The following is a 19,483-nucleotide window of genomic DNA, read 5'->3' as shown; positions in this document are numbered from 1 at the left end:
CGGGCTCGTCTGCCGGGGCGAATAATCGGGACGATGGCCGGCGCCTTGCCGGCTCCGACCTCAAGATAGCTGGAGAAATCATATGAAGACCAAGGTGCTGCTCTCCTGGAGCAGCGGCAAGGACAGCGCCTGGGCGCTGCACGCACTGCGGCAGGATCCGGCCATCGAGGTGGTGGGGCTGTTCACCACCCTCAACCAGGCGTTCGAACGGGTGGCCATGCACGGGGTGCGCAAGCAGTTGCTGCTGGCACAGGCCGAGTGCGTGGGCTTGCCGCTGACCACCATCGACCTGCCCTGGCCCTGCAGCAATGAAGATTACGCCCGCATCATGACTGACTTCATCGCGGACGTGGTGGCGCAGGGGATCCGCCACATGGCGTTTGGCGATCTCTTCCTCGAGGATGTGCGCGCCTATCGGGGGCAACAGCTGGCGGGGACGGGGATCACGCCGCTGTTTCCGCTGTGGGGCAGCAAGACCGACGAGCTGGCTGGCGAGATGATGGCGGCAGGGCTCAGGGCCAGGATCAGCACTCTGGATCCGCGCAAGCTGCCCGCCACCCTCGGCGGGCATGAGTTTGACGCGGCCTTGCTGGCGGCCCTGCCCGCCGGAGTGGACCCCTGCGGCGAGAACGGCGAGTTTCATACCCTGGCCTGGGACGGCCCCATGTTCCAGCGGCCGCTGGCCATCCGGGTGGGGGAGACGGTGGAGCGGGACGGCTTCGTCTTCACCGACCTGCTGCCCGCCACCGCCTAGTCGCGGTTGGACTCCCGCTCGCCCTTGTCGTCGTTGTAGCGCAGGGCGATCTCGTGGAACTGCTGGTGGATGCGGGCAAAGGCGTCGGTGATGTCGGGGTCAAAGTGATTGCCCCGCCCCGCCAGTATGATGGGCACCACTTCCTGGTGGGACATGGCGGCCTTGTAGCAGCGCTTGCTGATGAGGGCGTCGTACACGTCGGCCAGCGCCATCAAGCGGGCCGAGAGGGGGATCTCGTCACCGATCAGGCCATAGGGGTAGCCGGTGCCGTCCCACTTTTCGTGGTGGTAGCAGGCGATCTCCTTGGCCAGCCGCAGAAACTCCACCTCCACGCCCAGCGCCTCCTCGGCGTGGACGATGGCCTCCTTGCCGAGAATGGAGTGGTGCTTCATCTGGGCAAACTCGTCCGCATCCAGCTTGCCGGGTTTGAGCAGGATCCGGTCCGGCACGCCAACCTTGCCGATGTCGTGCAGCGGGGCTGATTTGAACAGCAGATCGATGGTCTTGGGGGTCAGCTCGGCACGAAAGCGGGGGTGCTCGCAGAGGGTCTCCGCCAGCAGCCGCACATAGTGCTGGGTGCGCAGGATATGGTTGCCGGTCTCGTTGTCGCGGGTTTCGGCAAGCGAGGCGAGGGAATGGATGGTGATGTTCTGGATCAGTTCGTTCTCCCGGGTACGGCGCTCCACCTCCTGCTCTAGGAAGGCGTTCTGGTCGTGCAGCAGATCCCGCGCCGCTTTCAGCTCCAGGTGGTTTCTGACCCGCGCCAGCACGATGGCGGGGGTGATCGGCTTGTGGATGTAGTCGACGGCCCCCAGCGCCAGGCCGTGCGCCTCTGCACTCTCTTCCACCTTGGCGGTCAGGAAGATCACCGGGATTTCCCGCGCCTGCGGCATCTCCTGCAGTGCCTGCATCACCTGATAGCCATCCATCTGGGGCATTACCACGTCGAGCAGGATCAGGTCCACCCGGGTGCCGGCCGAGAGGATCTCCAGCGCCCGCTGGCCGCTGATGGCGACCTTGACCCGGTAGTGGGGGCTGAGCAGGGCGCTGAGCAGGGAGAGGTTTTCCGGTGTGTCATCGACCACCAGCAGGGTGGGTTTGGTATCGGGATCCAGCAAGTTGAGCATGATGGTGGCCTCACTCTTGGTTGAACAGATCGGGTCTGAGGGCCCGGACTTGTTGCAGATGTGCCAGGGCATCGGCGAAGCGAAAACGGGTCATGGCATCGTGCATGGCCGGTGCCGCCTCGCCCAGCAGGGGGGCGAGCCTGGCCTGATTGCGCTGGAACAGGATGAAGGCTTCCGCATCGTCTTCCAGCAGCAGCCCGGTCAGCTGGTGCAGCAGGGGCGCCAGCTCGGCGGGGGTTGCTTCCGGCAAGCCGGGGGCGGCAGGGGCCGGCAGCAGCGTCAGCAGGCCGGCGGCCAGTTGCTGCTGCTGTTGCAGCCCCAGTTCGGCCAGCGGCAGCAGGCTGGCGGCGTCGTCTCCCCGGGCGAGGGCGCTCTCCAGCCGGGCCGAGACCTCCTGCAGCGACCCGGCCCCCAGCGTTGCGGTTATGCCCTTGAGGGTATGGGCCTGTCGATGCGCTTCTTCCCGGTCATTCGCCTGCAGGGCGGCCAGCAGGCTTTCCATCGGCTGGCTACCCTGGCGGGCGAAACGTTGCAGCAGATCCCGATACCACTCCCAGTTGTGCATCAAGCGTTGCAGGGCGGTTTCGGCGTTGAGGCCGAGCGCCCGCAGCTGTGGCAGCAAAGCGGTGGCGGGGGATGCGCGCGAGGCAGTGAGTCTGCTGCTGACCTCGCGGCTGAAGGAGGTGGCCCAGCGCTGCAGGGCCGCATACAGCCTGTCGGGGTCGATGGGCTTGGCGATGTGATCGTCCATCCCGGCCGCGAGGCAGCGTTCGCGATCACCGGCCATGACGTTGGCCGTCATCGCCAGGATCGGGGTGTGTTGTCCGACGTCTTCCCGCTCGCGCAACAGCCGGGTGGCGGCCAGGCCATCCATCACCGGCATCTGCATGTCCATCAGGATCAGGTCGTAGTGGGTCTGGGCCACCATCTCCAGCGCGATGGCGCCATTGCCGGCGATGCTGACATCGGCACCGACCGCCCGCAGCAACTCCAGCGCCACCTGCTGATTGAGCTCGTTGTCTTCCGCCAGCAGGATCCTGAGCCCGTCGAAGCGGTAGTGATGGGTCGCCTGTGGTGGCTTGAAGGTGAGGGGGCTTGCTTGCTGGCCAAACAGGCCGATGACGGTGTCAAACAGCACGGAGGCGCATACCGGCTTGACCAGCACCCGATCAAAGCCGGCAGTATCGGCCTGGCGAAAGACCTCCTCCCGTCCGTAGCCGGTCACCATGACCCGGTAGGGACGCTGGCCCATGCCGCGGGCGATGAGGCGGCGACCGGTCTCGATGCCATCCAGCCCCGGCATGTGCCAGTCCAGCAATACCACTTCGTAGGGCTGCCCCTCCTGCTCGGCGCCGGCGATCATCTGCAGTGCCTGCTGGCCCGATTCGGCGGTGTCCACCACAAAGCTCATGCTGCGCAGCAGGGCGGCCATGATGGTGCGGGCGCTGGCACTGTCGTCGGCCACCAGCATGCGGCGCCCGCGCAGATCCAGGCTCGGCAGATAGCGGGATCTGCGCCTGCCCCGGCCGAGTCGGGCGGTAAACCAGAAGGTGCTGCCCTGGCCCGGTTCGCTCTGTACCCCCACCTCGCCGCCCATCAGCTCCGCCAGCTTGCGGGAGATGGCGAGGCCGAGGCCGGTGCCGCCGTACTTGCGGGTGGTGGAGCTGTCCGCCTGCTGGAATGACTGGAACAGCCGCTGCTGCTGCTCCTGACTCATGCCGATCCCGGTGTCCTGTACCGAACAGTGCAGCAACACCTCCTGAGGTTGTTTCTCCAGGCAGCTGACCTTGACCAGGATCTCCCCCTGCTCGGTGAATTTGACCGCGTTGTTGGCGTAGTTGATCAGGATCTGGCCGAGGCGAAGGGGATCGCCATAGAGCAGGGTATCGAGCTGGTGATCGACCTCGAACAGCAGCTCTATGCCCTTGGCCTCCGCCTTTTCGCCCACCAGGGTGGCCAGATTCTCCAGCACATGGTCGAGATCGAACTCGATCCGCTCCAGATCCAGTTTGCCGGCTTCGATCTTGGAGAAGTCGAGGATGTCGTTGATGATGCCGAGCAGATGCTGGGCCGAACGCTGGATCTTGCTGACGTAGTCGAACTGCTGCGGATCGAGCCGGGTCTGCAGGGCGAGATGGGACATGCCGAGGATGGCGTTCATGGGGGTGCGGATCTCGTGGCTCATGTTGGCGAGAAAATCGCTCTTGGCCCGGGTCGCGCCCTCCGCCAGCTCATAGGCCACTTCCAGCTCCTGGTTCTTGGCCTGCATTACCGCAAACAGCTCGTCCCGGGTCGGTTCGGCGAACTGCCGCTGCATCTGTTGCAGCAGCGGTTCATCGGGCCAGCGGGGCAGGCGGTAGACCAGGGCGATGGCGTTGTCCGCGTGCGCTACCAGCCGGATGCCACGTGAATGGCGGCCGTCCGGCTCGGGGGAGAAGGGGGCATCAGCCGAGAGCGAGAGCCACAACTCCTGCGCGTGCGGCTCCAGCCACACCTGCAGTTGCAGCGGCTCAGCGTTCGCCACCAGCTGGCGTACCAGCTCGGAGGTGGCGCCTGCCAGCGGTGCCACGAAGGTGGGGCTTCTGTCGAGGCAGGTGAGTACCTGGATCACCTTGCGCCGGGCGGTGAGTGCCGCCGCCGGGCCTGACAGCAAGGTTTCGCCGATCAGTTGCCGCATCTAGTTCTCCTCCCCCGCCTGTACCCGCAGCACGATGCAACTGGCATCGTCGGTGCTGCGGCCACTGTGGGCGATCACCTGGCGTGCCAGCTGGGCGGGTTCGGCGGCCAGATCCAGCGCACCGTCGCGCAGGTTGAGGGATTCGCTGATACCGTCCGAATAGAGCATCACCACGTCCCCCGCGACGAGTGGCTGGCGTTGCAGCAAGGGGGTGGGAAAGCGTTCTCCCAGCACCCCATCGCGGGAGATGCCGCGCCAGGGCTCGCGGCCACGCAGGCAGATGCGGGTATTGCCGATGCCGGCATAGCTCAGCTCACCCCGTTCGCCGTTGACCAAGGCCACGCCGGCGGCGGCGCCCCGGGTACCGATGCAGTGCTGGTGCAACAGTTGCAACAGGCGGGCCGGTTCCTGCTCGCGGGTTTGCTGCAGCGCCGCCTCCAGCACCTGTACCAGTTTGTTGGCCGAGGTGCCGTGGCCGCTCACGTCGATCAGGATCAGCGATACCCCCTCCGGCCCCGGCCGGATGAAGGCCAGATCGCCGGAGACCCGTTCCGGATAGCAGGGGCGGTTCTCGCTGGCCCATGTTAGTTGCAGGCCGGCGTGCAGCTGGCCGGCACAGGCGAGGGGGGCGATTGGCCTGGATACCAGAGGCGCCGCGCCCAGCCACTTGCGGGCCTGCACCAGAGTCCCCCCTTCCGGCGGGGTGCTGATGGTGAGCTCTGACATCATGCGGCGCACGCCGGGCAGGCCCAGGCCCAGGGTACCCGAGGTGCTGTAGTGATCCTGCATGGCCTGATGCACGTCCCCAATGCCGGGGCCCTGATCGCGGGCGACGATGTCGATGCAGGGGCGCCCTCTGGGATGATGGAGGGTGAGGGTGATCTCCCCCCGTTCGGCGTATTTCAGGATGTTGCTGCCAAGCTCGGAGACCACGGTGGAGAGCATGGCACGGTCCACCTCGGACAGGTTGGCGATGAAGGGGAGGCGGCGTACCGCCATCACTGTCAGGTGCAGGTCGATGTCGTGGCGCAGCGGGTAGCTGGCCTCTTGCACGCTCTGTTCCAACTGCATGATGCGCTACTCCTCATCCTTGAGCGTCGTGCGAACATGGGCGAAGGCATCGTCCATGTCGAGAAAGCAGCGCAGCGGCCCGGGCTCGGCATCGGCCAGCGCCAGAAAGGCGGCGATCCCCGCATTGAGTCCCACCAGCAGGCAGACGGCACCGAGCAGGCGGCACACCTCGGCCAGTTTGCGAACCTGCCTGAATTCGTGGTGATCGAGCAGCATGACCCCGGAGAAGTCGAGCAGTACCGCGTGCTGGCGGCCCAGCATCAGCCGCTGGGAGAGGGCCTGCATCAGTTGCTGCATGCCCTCGTCACCGAGGTCGGGGCGCATGCTGACCACGATGCAGTCGGCCACGTCGGCGATGCCCAGATCATTGTTGAGCAGCATGCATCTCTCCTAGAGGGTGGATCCAACCCGCTTGAGGGCGATCTCGAAGGCATCCCGCAGGGTCGCCGTGGTACGGATGTCGCCGACAGAGACCCCCAGCTCCACCATGGTGCGGGCGATGGCCGGCGAGACGCCAGAGATGATGGCCTCGCACCCCATGAACTGGGTCGCCTTGGTGATCTTGATCAGCTGGTTGGCGACGCCGGTATCCACGGTGGCGACCCCGGCGATGTCCAGTACGAAGACCCGGGCCCGCGTCTCGGCAATCTTGGTGAGCGACTTGTTCATCACGTCGGCGGTGCGCATGGAATCGATGATCCCCACCAGCGGCAGCAGCAGGATCCCGTCCCAGATGGGGGTGACCGGGGTCGACATCTCCTGCAGCGACTTGTGTAGTTCCTCGCGCACCCTGGCGGCTTCTTCGGCCTCCTCCATGGCGCGCTTGAGCTGGCGATGCTGCGCCACCTGGGCCGTGATGTCGGTGGCAAACTTGACGATCTTGCTGGGCTTGCCGGTGAGATCCAGCACCGGGTTGTAGGAGCCCTGGATCCAGATCTCTTCCCCCTGTTTGCCGAGTCGGCAGAACTCTCCCGCCAGGAATTCACCCCGGCGCAGGGTTTCCCAGAAGCTGCGATAGTCGGCCGACTGGGCGTAGTCAGGATCGACCAGCAGCCGGTGGTGCTGGCCCTTCAGCTCCTCCAGCTGATAGCCCACCGTTTCTAGGAAACGGGCATTGGCATCGAGGATGATGCCATCCAGTGAAAACTCCACCTTGCCCATGACCCGGCTCAGGGCGTTGAGCTGCCCCTCGAAGTTGGCGTTCAGCTGCTTCTGCTCGGTCAGATCCATGGTGTATTCGATGACCTGGACCAGCGCGCCCTGTTCATCCAGCTGGGGGCTGCAACTGCCTCGCAGCCATATGTCCCGTCCTTGCCGATCGAGCCGGTGAAACTCTCCCTCCTGTGCCTGTCCCGTCCGCAGCGCCTGCCAACGGGCAGCCTCGTCGGCGGATTCTTCCGCCTGTGCGGGGAGCAGCATGCTGTAGTGCTGACCCTTGAGCTCGGCCAGCTGATATTCCATGATGGCGAGAAAACGGGGGTTGGCATCCAGGATCAAGCCGTCTGGCGCGAGCTCGAGCCGTGCCATCAGCTGGTCGACGGCCTCCAGTCTGGCCTGGGGTGAAGCGGGAGTGACTGTATTCGAATGGGCAGCGGCGGTGTGCACGTCCATGGCATCTCCAATAAATGGTGCAATTGATTTGAATGTCATTAGAAGGCGTACAGCAGTTATAGCCCACCGGGACGAGAGCGGGGGACAAGAAGTGCCGAAAGAGCCTGCTGGTGGGTGGGCCTTGGGCCTGGGAAGTTCGTCATGAACCTCTTGTATCGCGACTACCCGCAAGGCGCGCTCACCGCCCTCCACTGTCACGGTGGCTCACAGTTTTGCTATCTGCATCAGGGTGGTGGCGTGATCAGCAGTGAGGCGGCAGGCGTGCTGCTGGTGGCGGGCCAGCTCTGCCTGATCCCGGCCGGGCTGGCCCATGAGTTCAGGGTGCTGCGTCACTCCCGGCTCAGTCTGATCTATCTGGATGACCTGGATGGGGGAAGCGAGCTGACGACCCACCAAGTGAGCCCGCTGCTGGCCGGCCTGTTCGAGCGGCTGGCGGACATGGCGGAGCCGGGGCTCAGGGATGCCTATCTGACGGTATTGGCGGCCGAGCTGCGACAGGCGCCGGTGGCGGCCGGATTCATGCTGAGCGCGGCGCTGGACGTGCGGCTGCTGCGGGTGTTGGAGCGGGTCTGCAGGCACCCTTCCATCGAATACGGGTTGGCGGAGCTGGCGGCCGATTCAGGTGCCTCGGTGCGTACCCTCAACCGGCTGTTCAGCCAGCAGCTGGGCTGCAGCTTTCGGCAATGGCGGCAACAGGTGGTGATGGGACGGGCCCGCCAGTTGCAGCAACAGGGCCAGCCGCTGTCGCGGATAGCCCTCGAACTGGGTTACGGGGATTTCAGCGCTTTTTCTCACGCCTTCAATCGCTTCTTGCGGGAGCCGGCGGAGCCGTGAGGCGGGAGCCGAGATCCCGGTCGGTTGGCTCCCCCGCCAGCAGGCAGGTCAGCTCATCGGTGTGACTCAGGCGTTCGCCCTGAAAGGTGAACAGGGCGCTCACCTTGCACTCGATCCGTGTGCCGTCGTGACGCCAGGCCCGCACCCGATGCAGGGAGTGGACCCGGTTTCCCTCGGCCAGCAGCGAGACAAAGTGGATCTCGCAGCGGGCCAGGCTTTGGCGCAGGACCAGCAGGTGTTGCTCGAAGGCGGCGCGATCCAGCCGCTGGTCATCCACCAGCTGGACATAGTCCGGGCAGAACCAGTGATCGAGCTCGGCCGGGGTGAAATCGGGGTCGCAGATGACCCGGTTGAGGCAGGCTTGCAGCCGTTGCTTGTAATCCATGATGGGCTCCTGAGTGGATGGGAGTGGCCAGTATGGGGCGCATCGTCGGCTCCGGCCTTGGTGCCCACGCCATCCTGTTTGGCGATTGCGCCAAGATGGGGGCTTGCCGTGGTGATGCGTGCCACTTGGCCCTGTTTTGTGGCGGGTTTCACGGTTTCCGAGGCCGGCATGGGGCAGGATCGGCCCCCTGTTTCCTTCATGTCACGAGCCGTATCATGTCCTTATCTCCCCGTTTTGCCCTGCTTGCCTCCTTGGTCGCCGCCAGCCTGACCCTGCCCGCCGTGGCGGTCGAAGCCCCGGTCAGCCCCGCCGGTGTCACTGCGGTGACCCTGGCCCAGCAGGCCCCCATTCACTGGGTGTCGGTGACGCAGATTGCCAGGAGCCTGGATGGGTTGCCGCCGATGGCGGTAGGTTTCGACATCGACGACACCCTGCTCTTCTCCAGCCCGGGGTTCTATCGCGGCAAGCAGGAGTTCTCCCCCAATGACGAGAGCTACCTGAAGAACCCGGCCTTCTGGGAGAAGATGAACAACGGCTGGGACGCGTTCAGTGTGCCGAAGGAGGTGGGCAAGGCGCTCATCGCCATGCACCTCCAACGCGGCGATCACATCTACTTCGTCACCGGCCGTTCGGCCACCAAGACCGAAACCGTCAGCCAGACCCTGCAGCAGACCATGAACATTCCGGCCGACCAGCTCAACCCGGTGATCTTCGCCGGCGATCAGCCGGGCCAGAACACCAAGGTGCAGTGGCTCAAGGAGAAGCAGATGAAGATCTTCTACGGCGATGCCGATGGCGACATCAAGGCGGCGCAGGAGCTCGGCATTCGCGGCATCCGGCTGCTGCGCTCGGCCAACTCCACCTACCGGCCACTGCCGCTGGCTGGGGCGTTGGGGGAGGAGGTGATCGTCAACTCCCAGTACTGACGTCCCCATGAATGGAAAAAGGGCCGGATCCTATAAGGATCCGGCCCTTCTTTTGGGCGTCTAGCGGGCGGCGAAGGTATTGCAGCTGGCGGGCTTGCCGCTGTCGAAGCCGCGCTTGAACCAGGCGTAGCGCTGGGCCGAGCTGCCGTGGGTGAAGCTGTCCGGGATCACCCGGCCCTGGCTCTGCTGCTGCAGACGGTCGTCGCCGATGGCCTGGGCGGCGTTGAGCGCCTCTTCCAGATCTCCATGCTCCAGCACCTGCTCTCGCTGCATGTAGTGGCCCCAGACGCCGGCAAAGCAGTCAGCCTGCAACTCGAGTTTGACCGACAGCTTGTTCTGCTCGGCCCGGCTCAACCCCTGCTGTTGCTCACGCATCTTGCGCTCGATGCCGAGCAGGTTCTGCACGTGGTGGCCCACCTCGTGTGCCACCACGTAGCCCTGGGCGAAGTCGCCGTCGGCCCCCAGCTTGTCGCGCATCTCCTGATAGAAGGAGAGATCGATGTAGACGGTGCGATCCGCCGGGCAGTAGAAGGGGCCCATCACCGACTGGCCCTGGCCGCAGCCGGTACGGGTTGCGCCGCGATAGAGTACCAGTTTGGGTGCCTGATAGCGGCTGCCGCTCTGCTGGAAGATTTCGCCCCAGGCATCTTCGGTGGAGGCGAGCATCACCGAGGTGAACCTGGCGAGGGGATCCTTGGCCGGCTGAGACATCTCCTGACGCTGGGGCTGGCTCTGGGTGGTCGGCTCGCTGAGCAGGGGGGAGAGGTCCACCCCGTAGTAGCCGGCCACCATGACCACCACCAGCAGGATCAGACGCCCCTTGCCGCCGATGGGGATGCCGCCCCCGCCGCCCTGCTGGCGCCTGTCTTCCACATTGTTGCTCTCACGGCGATCTTGCCAGCGCATATGCTTGCTCCCCTGCTGTCCGGTGGCAGTAATGATAATGGCTGGCGGGGTGGCTTGCCTAACGGGGGCCGGCCGGCGACTGGGTCGCCGGCGGCGGGAGTGGGCGTTTATTCGGCCCAGGGCATCTCGGGCAGGGAGTCCAGAAACTGGCCGTAACGCTCGAGGTTGAAGGGGCCCTGATCCGCTTCCATCGCCATCAGTTCGGCCCCCAGGGCACAGGCGATATATTGCAGCGCCTCTTCACGGGGCGTGCCCTTCATCACCAGCCGCATCAGGGTCGCCTTGACCTGCAGCGGGTGGCCGTCGCTCAGCTGGTTGTCGACCATCTCCAGCAGGGTTTGTTCGTCGAAGAACTCGGTGGGTTCGCTCATGTGCTGTGCCTCGTCATGTCATAAAGGATGCCAGTATAGCGAGATAGCTATTAACGCATTGAAATATTTCGATAAAAACATTTCGGTAGGGGCGGTTTTTGTTACCCATAATTAATGTGGGTTTGCTGTCGGCAAACAACAACCATCATAAAATCGCATGGACGGATATCAATATGCCCACCATAGACTCGCTGTTATCCAAGCCCCAGAACCTGCCCAACGTGCCGGAAGTCATGCGCGAACTGGTGCAGACCTTCAACGAGAAAGAGCCGGATATCCTGCTGATTGCCAAGAAGATCAACAAGGATCCGGTGATCTCCGCCAAGCTGCTGCGGCTGGCCAACTCCGCCAAGTTTGGCGGCAGTCGCCAGGTCGCCACCGTCAACGAGGCCGTGGTGCGGCTCGGGGTCGACGTGGTGCGCAACATGGTGCTCGCCTGCGGCCTGACCGGCTCCATCAATGCGGTGCCCGGCATCGATCTCAAACATTTCTGGGGCAAGGTATTCGACGTGGCCGAACTGGCCAGACGGCTGGCCAAGCTCAAGGGCATGAAGGGGGAGGAGGTGTTCACCTGCGCCCTGCTCTACGACATGGGGCGGCTCATCATGCACGTGGGGCTGCCGGAGAACATGGTGAACCACATCAAGGATCTGGAGCCCAGCAAGGGGCGCGCCAAGGCCGAGGAGCTGGTAGTCGGCTTCAACTATGCCCAGACCGGGGCCGAGATGGCCAGGCGCTGGCAATTCCCGTTGAGCATCTGCCATGCGGTGGAGTATCACTACAACCCCTTGCTGGCCAAGGAGTTCTCTGTCGAGGCTGCCCTCATCCATCTGGCCATCGCCCTAGCTGCGCAGTCCGACGTGGGGGACGAGGCGCCGCCCGAGTGGCCCGCCCAGGTGGCCGAGCGGGTCGGTCTCTCCTGGCCCGACTGCGCGGCGGTGTTCGTGGCGCTGCGCGAGCAGGGCAATGGTTACGCCGGGCTGCTGGCGGCCTGACACGGCTGATTTCATTGACCAGGGCCGCACTGCGGCCCTTTTTCATGGTGGCGGCCTTGCCAATAGCCGGTGGCGGGGGCAGTCTTGGGGCCTGTCTCTTCTATGCGAGCCCTTGTCATGATCCTCTCCGAGCGCCTGGAACTGCGCGAACTGACCATTGCCGATGCCCCCTTCATTGTCGAACTGCTCAACGACCCCGACTTTCACCGCTACATCGGCGATCGGGGCATCCGCACTCTGCAGGATGCCGAAAACTACATCCAGCAGGGGCCGGCGGTCAGCTATGCCCGCCACGGTCACGGCCTCTATCTGGTGGCCCGGCGCAGCGACGGCGCCAAGCTCGGCATCTGCGGCTTGATCAAGCGCGATACCCTGCCTTGTGAAGACATCGGCTACGCTTTCCTGCCCGCCTATCGCGGTCAGGGTTATGGCATCGAAGCGGCGCAGGCGGCGCTGCAGGATGGTCGGGAGCGGCTCGGCATCAAGCGGGTGGTCGCCATCGTCACCCCGGGCAACGAGCGTTCGGTGGCGCTGCTGGCCAAGCTGGGGCTGGTGCAGAGCAGGCTGGTCAAACTGGCCGAGGATGCGGATGAGTGTCTGCTGCTGGAAGCGGAAGGAGCGCAGGCCTGCCGGGTCTGAGAGCGGCCAAGAGTGCGGATGCTGGCTAGGTGATGCAGGGAAAATTTGCGGGAGTGAGACAAAGAGGCCGCCGTGAGTTGCGGCCTGTCTGCATCGGGCGCTGCCGTTGGGCAGGCAGGATCAGTTGAGGTCTTCGATGGAAAACTCGCCAGCGATGCCGTCACAGGAGATGGCAAAACCGCCGCTGAAGCGGGTGCTGAACTGGATCAGGAACCCGTCGTCATCGTGCTCTTGCACGGGCAGGTTGATGGGTTTGCTGCGACGCAGGGGTTTGTGTGTTTGTACTGCTTTCATCATGGTATTTCTCTATATCAATTAGGTGTTTGCTCCTTGTATTGGCAAATGTCAGGTCAATGGGCGCGGTCAGCACGATTGCGGACGAGCGCGCAGGAATACCCAGCCCGGTTCAGGGGCGTCTGCACTTTCAAGGAATGCGCCAAGGACCACGCGGATGCATGATGCTACTTGGGAGTGGGCAGATCGGGTCTGCACCGTGAGAGCCGGGCAACGCAGGCAGACAGCCTGAACGGTTCTCAAGGCGAGTAAATCAGAAGAAGGTTATGCGGGTACTGGCAGGATTCATCGTGAGGTGAAGCATTTCAGGGTAAACATAATCAGGGCTGATTAACTAGCCGGCGCGCATTCTCTCCTCGACATGAGTAAAAAGCAAACAATTATTTGCAGTTTTTCCTTGAGGGTCGTCTGTCGGCCACAAAAGGGGCTCCCGAGGGAGCCCTTTTTCGTCACCAGGTGACGTCAGCCGGTGACTCAATAGTGGCCGCTGGCCTTCTTGGCGGCGGTGATCATCGGAGTGATGGTCATGCCTTGTACCACGATGGAGAACATCACCACCGAGTAGGTCATCACCAGGATCACTTCCCGCAGGTCGACGCCGTGTTCCGGCAGCATCATGACGCCGGAGGGGAGCGCCAGCGCCATGGCCATGGCCAGACCGCCGCGCAGGCCTCCCCAGGTGAGGATCCGCACCGAGAACTTGTTGTAGCTGCGATAGCGGCGGAAAGCCATGTAGGGCAGCGACACGCTGATGAAGCGGGAGGCGAGGCAGAGCGGTACCGCGATGACCAGCAGGATCCAGTCACGCCAGGCCAGATCCAGCAGCACCAGCGCCAGACCGATCAGCAGGAACAGCAGGGCGTTGAGGAACTGGTCCATCAACTCCCAGAAGTGATCCAGGTGATGGCTGCTCTGCTCGGAGAAGCCGGAGTGACGGGTCCAGTTGCCGATCATGATGCCGGTCACCACCATGGCCAGGGCGCCGGAGACGCCGATCATGTTGGCGAAGGCGAAGCCGGCGGTGGGGATGCAGAGGGTCAACAGCAGCTCCAGCGAACCATCGTCGGTGGCGCTGATCATCACGTGGGCGATGAGGCCCAGCACGGCGCCGAACAGGATGCCGCCGAGGGCCTCATGCAGGAACAGGCCGGCCACGCTGCCGAAGGTGGGCTCGACGCCGCCGAACGCCACGGCGAACACGGTGGCGAAGATCACCAGACCGACACCGTCGTTGAACAGCGACTCCCCTTCGATCTGGATGGCGATCTGGGGCGGCGCCTTCATCTTCTTGACGATGGCCAGTACGGCGATGGGGTCGGTGGGGGAGATCAGGGCACCGAACAGCATGCAATAGACCAGCGGCAGCTCCCAGCCCAGCAGCTTGGCGATGAACCAGAAGCCGTAGCCGACCATGAAGGTGGAGAGCAGGGTCGCCACGATGGAGAGAATGGTGATCTCCCACTTCTGGCTGCGCAGGGCTTTCAGATTGATCCCGAGACCGCCGGCGAACAGCAGGAAGCCCAGGATCCCCTTCAGCAGGAAATTCTGGAAGTCGATGCTCTCCATGGTCTTGACGGCCAGGGGTTCCAGATTGAACCAGCCCAGCTTACCGAACAGCACCAGCAGCGCGGAGATCAGCATGGAGCCCGCGGTGATGGCGATGGTGGTCTGGATCTTCACAACATACTGATTGGCAAAGGCGATAAAGATCGCCAACGCTGCCAGGAAGCAGAGTGTGTAGTAGACGCTCATAGTTATTTTTCTCTTTAGTAAACAGCAAGCACGTGTCCGGATTGAGGACGGGCATAGGGTACTCTTGGGTCACATGTTACTCATTACCTATTTATGAGTATATAGGTCGCTGATATAGACAGATAGACGGCTAGATTTCCATTTGATTTGTTTGCTGTTAGGATGCTGTTTACGCAGTTGCATGGATGTAAGAGGAACGAGCGGTGTCGAACAAAAAGTCGGATGTGACAAACAAACTGGAAGCCTGTCTCAAGGAGCGGATCCTGATCATCGATGGCGCCATGGGCACCATGATCCAGGGCTACAAGCTCGGTGAGGCCGATTATCGCGGCGCGCGCTTCGCCGACTGGCACACCGACATCAAGGGCAACAATGACCTGCTGGTGCTGACCCGTCCCGCCGTGATTCGCGAGATCCACGAGCAGTACTGCGCCGCCGGCGCCGACATCCTCGAGACCAACACCTTCAACGCCACCCGCATCGCTATGGCCGACTACGAGATGGAAGCGTTCTCGGCCGAGATCAACCGCGAGGCTGCCCGGCTGGCGCGCGCGGTGGCAGACGAGTGGACGGCGAAAGAGCCCCACAAGCCGCGCTTCGTGGCCGGGGTCTTGGGCCCGACCAACCGCACCGCCTCCATCTCGCCGGACGTGAACGATCCCGGCAAGCGCAACGTCACCTATGACCAGCTGGTGGCCGCCTACACCGAATCGACCCACGCCCTGATCGAGGGCGGTGCCGACATCATTCTGATCGAGACCATCTTCGATACCCTCAACGCCAAGGCCGCCGCCTTCGCGGTGGAAGGGGTGTTCGAGGCGCTGGGCTACAGCCTGCCAGTGATGATCTCCGGCACCATCACGGATGCCTCCGGCCGTACCCTTTCCGGCCAGACCACCGAAGCCTTCTATCACTCGCTGCGCCACGTCAAACCCGTTTCGTTCGGTCTCAACTGCGCGCTCGGGCCGGATGAGCTGCGCCAGTACGTGGAGGAGCTGTCGCGCATCAGCGAGACCCATGTCAGCGCCCACCCCAATGCCGGGCTGCCCAATGCGTTCGGCGAGTACGACCTCGATGCCGTCGAGATGGCCGAGCATATCCGCGAGTGGGCCCAGAGCGGCTTTCTCAACCTGGTGGGCGGCTGCTGCGGCACCACCCCGACCCATATTCGCGCCATGGCGGACGCCGTGGCGGGCATCAAGCCGCGCGCCCTGCCCGAGCTGCCGGTAGCCTGCCGCCTGTCGGGCCTCGAGCCCCTCATCATCACCCCCGAATCCATGTTCGTGAACGTGGGGGAGCGCACCAACGTCACCGGCTCGGCCAAGTTCAAGCGGCTGATCAAGGAGGGGCTCTACGACGAGGCCCTCGACGTCGCCAAGCAGCAGGTGGAGAGCGGCGCCCAGATCATCGACATCAACATGGACGAGGGGATGCTGGACGCCGAGGCGGCCATGGTGCGCTTCTTGAACCTGATTGCCGGCGAGCCGGACATCGCCCGGGTGCCGGTGATGATCGACTCCTCCAAGTGGGAGGTGCTGGAGGCCGGCCTCAAGTGCGTGCAGGGCAAGCCGGTGGTCAACTCCATCTCCATGAAGGAGGGGGAGGAGAAGTTCATCCAGCAGGCCAGATTGCTGCGCCGCTACGGTGCTGCCGTCATCGTGATGGCGTTCGACGAGGTGGGCCAGGCCGATACCCGTGCCCGCAAGTTCGAGATCTGCCAGCGCGCCTACCGCATTCTGGTGGATCGGGTGGGCTTCCCGCCGGAAGACATCATCTTCGACCCCAACATCTTCGCGGTGGCGACTGGCATCGACGAGCACAACAACTACGCGGTGGACTTCATCGAGGCGGTGAAGGACATCAAGCAGAACCTGCCCCACGCCATGATCTCCGGCGGCGTCTCCAACGTTTCGTTTTCGTTTCGCGGCAACGAGCCGGTGCGCGAGGCGATCCACGCGGTGTTCCTCTATCACGCCATCCAGAACGGCATGGACATGGGGATCGTCAACGCCGGTCAGCTCGCCATCTACGAAGACATCCCCGCCGAGCTGAAAGAGAAGGTCGAGGCGGTGGTGCTGAACCTCAATCCGGACGCCACCGAGGCGCTGTTGGCCATCGCCGAGCGCTATCGCGGTGGCGGTGCCCAGGCCGAGGATCCACGGGATCAGGCGTGGCGCAGCTGGCCGGTGGGCAAGCGGCTGGAGCATGCGCTGGTCAAGGGGATCACCGATTTCATCGAGGAGGATACCGAGGAAGCGCGCAGCCAGGCCGAGAAGCCGCTGCACGTGATCGAGGGGCCGCTGATGGACGGCATGAACGTGGTGGGCGATCTGTTCGGCGCCGGCAAGATGTTCCTGCCCCAGGTGGTCAAGTCGGCACGGGTGATGAAGCGGGCGGTCGCCTACCTGCAGCCCTATATCGAGGCGGAGAAGTCCGGCGGTGCCAGCAACGGCAAAATCGTGATGGCTACCGTGAAGGGGGACGTGCACGACATCGGCAAGAACATCGTCGGGGTGGTGCTGCAGTGCAACAACTACGAGATCGTCGATCTCGGGGTCATGGTCTCCTGCGAGACGATCCTCAAGACGGCGCGGGAGGTCAATGCCGACATCATCGGGTTGTCGGGCCTGATCACCCCGTCGCTGGACGAGATGGTACACGTGGCGAAAGAGATGGAGCGCCAGGGCTTCAAGCTGCCGCTGCTCATCGGTGGCGCCACCACCTCCAAGGCCCACACCGCGGTGAAGATCGAGCAGAACTACTCCGAGCCGGTGGTTTATGTCTCCAATGCGTCGCGCGCGGTGGGGGTGGCCCAGAGTCTGCTGAGCCCGGAGCTCAAGCCCGCCTTCGTGGCCCGCATCGACAAGGAGTACGAGATTGCCCGCGAGCAGCACGCCCGCAAGCAACCGCGTTCCAAGCCGGTCAGTCTGGCCCACGCCCGTGCCAACCGTCATCAGCTGGACTGGGTTGGCTATCAGCCACCCAAGCCCCGGGAACTCGGCGTGCAGACCTTCGAGGATGTGCCGGTCTCGGTGCTGCGCCCCTACATCGACTGGACGCCGTTCTTCCTGAGCTGGGAGCTGGCGGGCAAGTTCCCCCGCATCCTGGAAGATGAGGTGGTGGGGGAGGAGGCCACGCGCCTCTACGCCGACGCCAATGCCATGCTGGATCAGCTGGAAAAAGATCGGAGCGTGCGCTGTGCCGGCATCATCGGCCTGTTCCCCGCCAACGCCGTGGGCGACAGCATCGAGGTCTATACCGACGAGTCGCGCAGCGAGGTGCGCAAGGTGCTGCACCATCTGCGTCAGCAGAGCGAGAAGCAGGGCTTCCCCAACTACTGTCTGGCAGACTATGTGGCGCCGAAGGAGAGCGGCAAGCCCGACTGGGTCGGTGCCTTCGCGGTGACCGGCGGCATCGGCGAGGAGGCCATCGCCAAGGCCTACAAGGCAGAGCACGACGACTACAACGCCATCCTCATTCAGGCGGTGTGCGATCGCCTGGCCGAGGCCTTCGCCGAGTACCTGCACGAGCAGGTGCGCAAAGTGCACTGGGGCTATGCCCCCAACGAAGCGCTCAGCAACGAGGAGCTGATCCGCGAGAACTATCGTGGCATCCGCCCGGCGCCGGGCTACCCGGCCTGCCCGGAGCACACCGAGAAGGGCAGCATCTGGGAACTATTGGGGGTGGAGCAGGCCATCGGCATGAAGCTCACCGAATCCTACGCCATGTGGCCGGGGGCGGCGGTGTCGGGCTGGTACTTCTCCCACCCCGACAGCAAGTACTTCGCGGTGGCGCAGATCCAGCAGGATCAGGTGGAAGATTATGCCCAGCGCAAGGGGATGACGCTGGCAGAAGCCGAGCGCTGGCTGGGGCCGAACCTGCATTAAAGGGGTGGCAACCGGGTCAATCCCGATTGATCCTAGATGAACAACGGCGGCATCCTGTACTGGGGGACAGACCAGTCTGGTGCCGCCGTTTGACAATCTGGTGACGGTGGGATGACAGCGCAGGTTTCTGTGTGGTTTGTCTTGTTGTCAGGAGAAACAATTGGCGTTGTCTTGGCGCTGTGGCACCTTATACTCTCCCGCCCCATCCTGCCCAGGCACTGCCTTCTAGCGGAATTGTCATGAAGATCGCCATTTTATCCCGTGAGCCCAACAACTACTCCACCCGCCGTCTGGTCGAGGTGGCGCAGGCACGCGGTCATCAGGTCGAGGTGCTCGACACCCTGCGCTGTTACATGAACATCGCCTCCCACAACCCCTCCATCCACTACGAAGGACGGGAACTGGAGAGCTATGATGCGGTGATCCCGCGCATCGGGGCCAGCATCACCTTCTACGGCACCGCCGTGCTGCGCCAGTTCGAGATGATGAATACCATGGCGCTCAACAGCTCGGTGGCCATCTCCCGCTCCCGCGACAAGTTACGGGCCATGCAGCTGCTCTCCCGCCACGGCATCGGCCTGCCGGTGACCGGCTATGCCCACAGCACCCACGACGTGCCCGACCTCATCACCATGGTGGGCGGCGCGCCGCTGGTGGTGAAGCTGCTGGAGGGAACCCAGGGGATCGGCGTGGTGCTGTGCGAGACCCAGAAAGCGGCCGAGAGCGTGATCGAGGCCTTCATCCAGACCAACAACAACATCCTGGTGCAGGAGTACATCCGCGAGGCCAACGGCGCCGATATCCGCTGTCTGGTGGTCAACGGCAAGGTGGTGGCCGCCATGCGCCGCCAGGCCCAGCCGGGGGAGTTTCGCTCCAACCTGCATCGGGGCGGCACCGCCGAGGCGATCAAGATAAGCCCGGAAGAGCGGGCCACCGCGGTACAGGCCGCCAAGATCATGGGGCTGGACGTGGCCGGGGTGGATATCCTGCGCAGTGCCCGCGGCCCGCTGGTGCTGGAGGTGAACTCCTCCCCCGGTCTGCAAGGGGTGGAAGCGGCCTCCGGCAAGGACGTGGCCGGCAAGATCATCGAGTTTCTCGAGCTCAAGGCGAGTCGCAAGCACAAGCCGGCGGAGTGACGCCGGGCTTGCCGCCACTCCATCACACAGGGCGCCTTCGGGCGCCCTGTTGTTTTTGTGCTCATCGCTCGGCTGGGAGGGTGGCTTGAACCTGCGGGTGCCGCGAACGGCAAGACAG

At 64.0% G+C, this 19,483-nt stretch carries 17 protein-coding genes; 7 read left to right on the top strand and 10 right to left on the bottom strand.

Annotated features, from left to right (window positions below; translation table 11 throughout):
- The first annotated feature begins 82 nt into the window (after positions 1-82).
- Positions 83-754, top strand: a complete 672-nt coding sequence (locus OKC44_RS12420) for an ATP-binding protein (RefSeq protein ID WP_118882061.1) — start codon at positions 83-85, stop codon at positions 752-754.
- Here the strand turns inward: OKC44_RS12420 and OKC44_RS12415 are convergent.
- Genes OKC44_RS12415 through OKC44_RS12395 form a run of 5 tightly spaced genes read right to left on the bottom strand, consistent with a single transcriptional unit; the run spans position 751 to position 7,240 of the window.
- Positions 751-1,953 carry an HD-GYP domain-containing protein gene (locus tag OKC44_RS12415; RefSeq protein ID WP_080602659.1) on the bottom strand — a complete coding sequence of 401 codons (1,203 nt, stop codon included), beginning with the start codon at positions 1,951-1,953 and terminating at the stop codon, positions 751-753. The genes OKC44_RS12420 and OKC44_RS12415 overlap by 4 nt on opposite strands.
- Complete coding sequence (locus OKC44_RS12410) at positions 1,892-4,558, bottom strand: response regulator (RefSeq protein WP_270813118.1); 2,667 nt, start codon at positions 4,556-4,558, stop codon at positions 1,892-1,894. The genes OKC44_RS12415 and OKC44_RS12410 overlap by 62 nt, the downstream gene beginning before the upstream one ends.
- Positions 4,559-5,629, bottom strand: coding sequence for an ATP-binding SpoIIE family protein phosphatase (locus OKC44_RS12405; RefSeq protein WP_270813116.1), 1,071 nt, complete (start codon positions 5,627-5,629; stop codon positions 4,559-4,561).
- A gap of 6 nt (positions 5,630-5,635) precedes the next feature.
- Positions 5,636-6,010 carry a sigma-B regulator RsbS gene (locus OKC44_RS12400; RefSeq protein WP_011704395.1) on the bottom strand — a complete coding sequence of 125 codons (375 nt, stop codon included), beginning with the start codon at positions 6,008-6,010 and terminating at the stop codon, positions 5,636-5,638.
- Positions 6,011-6,019: 9 nt separating this feature from the next.
- On the bottom strand, positions 6,020-7,240 hold the full coding sequence (locus OKC44_RS12395; protein ID WP_270813114.1) for a PAS domain-containing protein: 1,221 nt from the start codon (positions 7,238-7,240) through the stop codon (positions 6,020-6,022).
- Positions 7,241-7,381: 141 nt separating this feature from the next.
- Between OKC44_RS12395 and OKC44_RS12390 the strand changes: the two genes are divergently transcribed.
- Positions 7,382-8,074, top strand: coding sequence for an AraC family transcriptional regulator (locus OKC44_RS12390; protein ID WP_270813112.1), 693 nt, complete (start codon positions 7,382-7,384; stop codon positions 8,072-8,074).
- Here the strand turns inward: OKC44_RS12390 and OKC44_RS12385 are convergent.
- Positions 8,040-8,459 carry a nuclear transport factor 2 family protein gene (locus OKC44_RS12385; RefSeq protein ID WP_219281225.1) on the bottom strand — a complete coding sequence of 140 codons (420 nt, stop codon included), beginning with the start codon at positions 8,457-8,459 and terminating at the stop codon, positions 8,040-8,042. The two genes, OKC44_RS12390 and OKC44_RS12385, sit on opposite strands and share 35 nt — an antisense overlap.
- A 215-nt stretch (positions 8,460-8,674) precedes the next feature.
- On the opposite strand from OKC44_RS12385, the gene aphA reads away from it, so the two are divergent.
- Positions 8,675-9,385: an acid phosphatase AphA gene (gene aphA / locus OKC44_RS12380; RefSeq protein WP_270813109.1), complete on the top strand. Its 711-nt coding sequence runs from the start codon at positions 8,675-8,677 to the stop codon at positions 9,383-9,385.
- Between the two features lie 60 nt (positions 9,386-9,445).
- On the opposite strand, the gene ypfJ is transcribed toward aphA, so the two are convergent.
- Together ypfJ and OKC44_RS12370 are read right to left on the bottom strand one after the other, a co-directional pair.
- Positions 9,446-10,291 (bottom strand): KPN_02809 family neutral zinc metallopeptidase, encoded by an 846-nt coding sequence (gene ypfJ / locus OKC44_RS12375; RefSeq protein WP_029301797.1) that lies wholly within the window; start codon positions 10,289-10,291, stop codon positions 9,446-9,448.
- Positions 10,292-10,398: 107 nt separating this feature from the next.
- Entirely contained in the window at positions 10,399-10,662 is a 264-nt protein-coding gene (locus OKC44_RS12370) for a hypothetical protein (RefSeq protein ID WP_005308154.1), read from the bottom strand.
- Positions 10,663-10,835: 173 nt separating this feature from the next.
- Between OKC44_RS12370 and OKC44_RS12365 the strand changes: the two genes are divergently transcribed.
- Positions 10,836-11,657, top strand: coding sequence for an HDOD domain-containing protein (locus OKC44_RS12365; RefSeq protein ID WP_270813108.1), 822 nt, complete (start codon positions 10,836-10,838; stop codon positions 11,655-11,657).
- 117 nt (positions 11,658-11,774) lie between these two features.
- Positions 11,775-12,296: a GNAT family N-acetyltransferase gene (locus OKC44_RS12360; RefSeq protein ID WP_139707374.1), complete on the top strand. Its 522-nt coding sequence runs from the start codon at positions 11,775-11,777 to the stop codon at positions 12,294-12,296.
- 120 nt (positions 12,297-12,416) lie between these two features.
- Here OKC44_RS12360 and OKC44_RS12355 read toward each other — a convergent pair whose 3' ends face one another.
- Positions 12,417-12,593, bottom strand: a complete 177-nt coding sequence (locus OKC44_RS12355; protein WP_017408838.1) for a hypothetical protein — start codon at positions 12,591-12,593, stop codon at positions 12,417-12,419.
- 471 nt (positions 12,594-13,064) lie between these two features.
- Positions 13,065-14,342, bottom strand: coding sequence for a cation:proton antiporter (locus OKC44_RS12350; protein WP_024945658.1), 1,278 nt, complete (start codon positions 14,340-14,342; stop codon positions 13,065-13,067).
- 203 nt (positions 14,343-14,545) lie between these two features.
- Here OKC44_RS12350 and metH point away from each other — a divergent pair, with 203 nt between their 5' ends.
- Both metH and rimK read left to right on the top strand, forming a co-directional pair.
- Positions 14,546-18,229, top strand: coding sequence for a methionine synthase (gene metH / locus OKC44_RS12345; protein WP_270813106.1), 3,684 nt, complete (start codon positions 14,546-14,548; stop codon positions 18,227-18,229).
- A gap of 239 nt (positions 18,230-18,468) precedes the next feature.
- Positions 18,469-19,365 carry a 30S ribosomal protein S6--L-glutamate ligase gene (rimK, locus tag OKC44_RS12340; RefSeq protein WP_016349212.1) on the top strand — a complete coding sequence of 299 codons (897 nt, stop codon included), beginning with the start codon at positions 18,469-18,471 and terminating at the stop codon, positions 19,363-19,365.
- Positions 19,366-19,483: the final 118 nt, after the last annotated feature.

The organism is Aeromonas sp. S41-2 (genome assembly GCF_027705845.1).
GTDB classification, from domain to species: domain Bacteria; phylum Pseudomonadota; class Gammaproteobacteria; order Enterobacterales; family Aeromonadaceae; genus Aeromonas; species Aeromonas hydrophila.
Note: the sequence above shows the minus strand (reverse complement) of the source record. Positions and strands in the feature narration are given on the sequence as shown.